The 5,324-nt window shown below is 70.2% G+C and carries 4 protein-coding genes; 3 read left to right on the top strand and 1 reads right to left on the bottom strand.

The window, feature by feature from the left end; all coding sequences use genetic code 11:
* The 3 genes from VL15_RS36950 to VL15_RS36960 form a co-directional block, all read left to right on the top strand.
* A partial coding sequence (locus VL15_RS36950) for a LuxR C-terminal-related transcriptional regulator (protein ID WP_048251804.1) occupies positions 1-2,256 on the top strand: 2,256 nt, incomplete at its 5' end.
* Positions 2,257-2,518: 262 nt separating this feature from the next.
* Complete coding sequence (locus tag VL15_RS36955) at positions 2,519-3,652, top strand: porin (RefSeq protein ID WP_048251806.1); 1,134 nt, start codon at positions 2,519-2,521, stop codon at positions 3,650-3,652.
* 184 nt (positions 3,653-3,836) lie between these two features.
* Positions 3,837-4,541 (top strand): glutathione S-transferase N-terminal domain-containing protein, encoded by a 705-nt coding sequence (locus tag VL15_RS36960; RefSeq protein ID WP_048251807.1) that lies wholly within the window; start codon positions 3,837-3,839, stop codon positions 4,539-4,541.
* 103 nt (positions 4,542-4,644) lie between these two features.
* On the opposite strand, the gene VL15_RS36965 is transcribed toward VL15_RS36960, so the two are convergent.
* The gene (locus VL15_RS36965) at positions 4,645-5,160 is read right to left on the bottom strand and encodes a MarR family winged helix-turn-helix transcriptional regulator (protein ID WP_048251809.1); all 516 of its coding nucleotides are present in this window, start codon (positions 5,158-5,160) and stop codon (positions 4,645-4,647) included.
* Positions 5,161-5,324: the final 164 nt, after the last annotated feature.

The following is a 5,324-nucleotide window of genomic DNA, read 5'->3' on the forward strand; positions in this document are numbered from 1 at the left end:
CAGGTCGCCGGCCTCGATGCGCTGACCTACGTGCTGCACAACGCGCCGCAAAACCTGCATGTCGTCGTCGCGGCGCGGCGCGGGCTCGATCACACGGCCGGCGACCTGCTGGCCGGCGGGCAATGCACGCTCGCGGGCCCCGACGCGCTGCGTTTCACGCTCGACGAGACGATCGCGCTGGTCGGCGCGCGCTTCGCGCAACGGGTCGACGCCGACGCGTGCGCGCGCTTGTTCGAACGCGTCGACGGCTGGCCGCTCGGGCTGCAGCTGGCGATGGCCGCGATGGCGCGCTCGGCCGATCCGCGCCAGGCGGTCGACGCGCTCGGCGCGCGCGTGGACGGCACGCGCGACCGGCTCGTCGAACTGTTGCTCACGAACCTGTCGGCCGACGACACCGCGTTCCTGACGCGCACGAGCGTCGCCGATCGCCTGCATCCGTCGCTGTGCGCCGCGCTGCTCGACGATGCCGCCGCGCCCGACCGTCTCGCGCGGCTCGCGCGTGATACGCCGCTGTTCATCGCGTCGGACGATTCGGACTGGTGCCGGCTGCATCCGCTCGTGCGCGACACACTGCGCGACCGTCTGGCCACGGGCCCGGACGCCGAACGCAACGCGCTGCACGCGCGCGCGGCGGCGTGGCTCGACGCGCACGGGATGACCGAGGAAGCCGCGCGCCACGCGTACGCGGCCGGCCAGTTCGAGGCTGCCTACGCGCTCGCGCAGCGCTGCCTCGAGGATGCGATCAAGCAGGGCCGCATCAACGACGTGCTCGACTGGCTCGCGCTGCTGCCGGATGCCGAACTCGACAAACGCCCGACGCTGCGGATCGCGGTGGCCTGGGCCCTTGCACTCGGCGAGCGCCATGTCGAGGCGCAGCGCCAGATCGCCGGCATCCTCGCGGCGCCCGATACGCCGCCCGCGATGCGCTACGAGTGCGCGCTGATCCTCAGCGCGGCCGCGTATTACGCCGATGAAATCGACCGCTTCGTCGAGCTGTTCGAACCGTGGGCCGATTTCACGCCGCCGGCGGCGACGTGGCTGGCCCAGATGCACGCGAACCGGCTGTCGGCGCGCGCGATCATCGTCGGCGAACCGGCACAGGCGCGCCGGTTCCAGCAGGCCGCGCCGCGCGGCGACACGGCGGCCGAGTTCGGCTACGTCGCGCGCTGGGGCGAACTGATCACGGGCCTCAGTTATCTGTGGGAGGGGCAGATCCGGCTCGCGGACGACGTGCTGTCGCCGGCGCTGGCCCGCGCGGAAGCCGATCTCGGGCGCCGCCATCCGCTGACCTGCATGCTCGCGGCGATGTGCGCGGCGATCGCCTACGAGGCCGACCGCATCGACCAGGCCGCCGCGCTGCTCGCGAACCGGCTCGACGTGCTCGAACACGCGGGCATCCCCGACACGGTGCTGCTCGGCTACCGCACCGCCGCGCGCATCGCGCTGCTGCGCGGCGTCGAGCATCGCGCGATCGACCTGCTCGAGGCGCTCGATGCGATGGGCGTCGCGCGGCGGCTGCCGCGCCTGTCGGTCGCGAGCCTCGCCGAGCAGGTGCGGATTCACGCGGCGCGATATCGAGAGGCGACCTGCCATGCGCTCGTCGAGCGCATCGACGCGATCGCCGCCGTCGAGTTTCCGTTGCACGGGCCGCTGTGGCGGCGGCCGGTCGTGCTGCTGCAGGCGACCGCGCACGCAGGCGCGGCGCTCGCCGCGCGCCGCTGGGACGACGCGAGTGCGGCCCTCGACGAAGCCGCCGTGCTGGCCCGCGAGATGAACATGGGCCGCGCGCGCATCGAAATCATGGCGCTCGGCGCGTTCGCGTGCGAGCAGTCGGGCGGCGGCGGCCGCGCGCTGCTCGACGAGGCGATGAACCTGGCCGACCTGTTCGGGCTGACGCGCACGCTTGCCGACGCGCATCCGGCCGTTGCCGACTGGGCGCGCCGCGTCGGCGACGAAGCGGCCGGCGACGGCTCTGCGCGCCACGCGCTGCCGCAACCTCGCATCGTGCCGCCTGCGCCGCGCAGCGCGGCCAGCCCGCGCGCGGTGCCGAGCGTCGTGCTGACGCCCAAGGAACGCGCGATCCTCGAGCTGCTCGCGCGCAACCTGTCGAACAAGGAGATCGCGGTGGCGCTCGCCGTCGGCGAGGAAACCGTGAAGTGGCACCTGAAGAACCTGTTCGGCAAGCTCGACGCCAGCTCGCGCAAGCACGCGGTGCGCCGCGCGCTGGTGCTCGGCCTGCTCGAAAGCGCGCCTTGATGGCCGCTTGAGGCTGCCTGCAACGGCCTGACCGGCCTGCGCCGTCCGCCCGCCCGTCGCGGCAGCGTCGCCACAACCCCCTTCGATCCTCCGCAACCCTGCCCCCCGCGCGTGGGGGGGAGCGGCCGCCCGCCGTTGCGTAGTCTTTCCGCACGGCTCGCAGCGGCGTCGCGTGTCACGCCTTCCCGCCTGCCTCGATGCTTCCCCGCTTTACCCGGACGGGCTCGATCCCGTGCGGTCCACTACGATCCTGGAGACTTCGATGAAGACGAAACTGGCCGCGCTCGCGGCGCTCGCGGCGCTTGCCGGCTGTTCGGCGCTCGCGCATGCGCAATCCTCCGTCACGCTCTACGGCGTGATCGACACGGGCCTGCTGTATCAAAGCACGTCGGCCGCGTCGTTCAGCCCGACCGCGCCGAACACCGGCAAGGTGTTCCGCATGAAGGACGGCGGCATCTATTCGAGCTTCTGGGGCATCAAGGGCAGCGAGGACATCGGCGGCGGCTACAAGGTCAACTTCAAGCTGCAGGGCTCGTTCGACAGCGGCACCGGCAAGCTGCAGCTGAGCGACACGCCGGGCGCCGTCGCGATCTTCAACCAGATCGCATCGCTCGGCGTGTCGGGCCCGTTCGGCACGTTCACGGCCGGCCGCCAGATCGTGCCGATGATCTACGCGATGGCCGACACCGACGTGCGCAACGCGCAGTTCTTCGGCAGCGTGCTGACCGCGTGGCTCGGCCTGAACACCGCGGCCGGGTGGCCGGGGACGAGCACCAACGGCGCGATCGGCGCGCTGTACGACAGCAATGCGCTCGTCTACCAGTCGCCGGTGTTCGCGGGCGCGTCGATCGCGCTCGAATACGCGCCGGGCGGCGTCGCCGGGCAGTTCCAGGGCGGCACGCGCGAATCGGTCGTACTCAAGTACGCGAACTACGGGCTGAACCTGTCGGCGCTCTACTACAACGGCCACGACACGAACCCGGCGCCGGGTGTCGCGCCGACCGGCGTCGACAACAACCGCTTCATGTACTTCGGCGCGAAATACACGATCCACGATTTCTCGGTGTCGGCGTCGTACGGCAACGGCAGAAATCCGTCACACGCGGACCGCGTGAACCTCGACATGCTGTCGGCCGGCGTCGGTTATCGCTTCACGCCGGCGCTGCAGGTCGCGTCCGCCGTGTACTACCTGAAGGATCGCAACAACTCGGCGAACAAGTCGACGTCGGTCGTGCTGACCGCCGACTACAGCCTGTCGAAGCGCACGATGGTCTATACGCAGGTCGGCCACGTGACCAACCGCGGCACGATGGACCAGATGCTCGTGTACGGACAGCCGGTCGCGCCGGGCGTCGGCACGACGGCCGCGATGGTCGGGTTGCGGCACAATTTCTGACGACGCGGTGCGCTGACGCGGCAGGCGCGACGCGGCGCCCGGGTGCGACTCCCGGCCGACGCCTGCATCGATTGCGAGGATCGGCTACAGTGGGCGTTTTTCGGCGCGCCCCGCCGATGCCGCCCGCGGCACGCGACTGGTTGGCGGGGCGCGGTTCACCCACCTCGTCGACGAGCGAACTTTCATGCCCGACCTGTCCGCCTTCCCGATCACGCAAAAGTGGCCGGCCCAGCATCCCGACCGTCTCCAGCTCTACTCGCTGCCGACGCCGAACGGCGTCAAGGTGTCGATCATGCTCGAGGAAACCGGCCTGCCGTACGAGCCGCACCTCGTGCGCTTCGACACGGACGACCAGTTGTCGCCCGCGTTCCTGTCGCTGAACCCGAACAACAAGATCCCGGCGATCATCGATCCGAACGGCCCAGACGGCAAGCCGCTGCCGCTGTTCGAATCGGGCGCGATCCTGATCTATCTCGCGGACAAGACGGGCCAGCTGATCCCGAAGGATCTCGCCGGCCGCTACGAGACGATCCAGTGGGTGATGTTCCAGATGGGCGGCATCGGGCCGATGTTCGGCCAGGTCGGTTTCTTCCACAAGTTCGCCGGCCGCGACTACGAGGACAAGCGCCCGCGCGACCGCTACGTCGCCGAATCGAAGCGCCTGCTCGCCGTGCTCGACGCGCATCTCGCGAACCGCAAGTGGGTGATGGGCGATACCTACACGATCGCCGACATCGCGATCTTCCCGTGGGTGCGCAACCTCGTCGGCTTCTACGAAGCGGGCGATCTCGTCGGTTTCAGCGAATTCCGGCACGTCGCGCGGGCGCTCGACGCGTTCGTCGCACGTCCGGCCGTCGCGCGCGGGCTCAACATCCCGGCGCGCGGCTGACCGGCAGCGCGGGCGGGTGGCCCGCGATCTGCCCAGCCCGCCGCATTGCGCGGCGGGCGTGTCTTTCCGCCCGCCTGGCGCGTTCGTATCGCGCCACGCGGCGCTACTTCCGGCCCTGACTTTCCGGCGCCGTTTCCTCCAGCCCCGCCAGCAGCTTTTCCAGCAATCGCGACAACTGCGCCTGTTCCGCGTCCGACAGCGCGGCCAGCATCGTGCGCTGGTTGTCGATGTGCGCGACAACGGCGTCGTCGATCAGCGCGCGGCCGGTTTCGGTCAGCGCGACGAGCGTACCGCGCCCGTCGGCCGGGTTCGGCCGGCGCTCGACCCAGCCGGCCTTCTGCAGCCGGTCGATGCGCGCGGTCATCCCGCCCGACGACATCATCAGCGCGTCGTACAGCGCCGTCGGCGTCAGCGCGAACGGCGCACCGCCGCGCCGTAAGGTCGCGAGCACGTCGAATTCGCCCGGCTGCATCCCGTAGCGCGCAAACAGCGGATTGAGACGGTCGCGCGCGATCACCAGCGCGGCTTCCTGCAGCCGCCCCATCACGACCATCGACGACGCGTCGAGATCCGGACGCTCGGCGCGCCATTGCGCGAGCGCATGCGCGGCTCGATCCATTGATTAACCCTCCTCGGCTCACCAGTTATCTTGACGTCGAGATAAATCGGCGTTTATCTTGACGTCGAGATACTTTACCTGAAAACCCACGGCACCCGGACGGATGCCGTGCACCGATACCGAGGGCCTGTCGATGAATCGCTTCACTTCCCCTGGATGGCGGC

The sequence above is a fragment of the Burkholderia cepacia genome (assembly GCF_001039005.1).
GTDB lineage: Bacteria > Pseudomonadota > Gammaproteobacteria > Burkholderiales > Burkholderiaceae > Burkholderia > Burkholderia theae.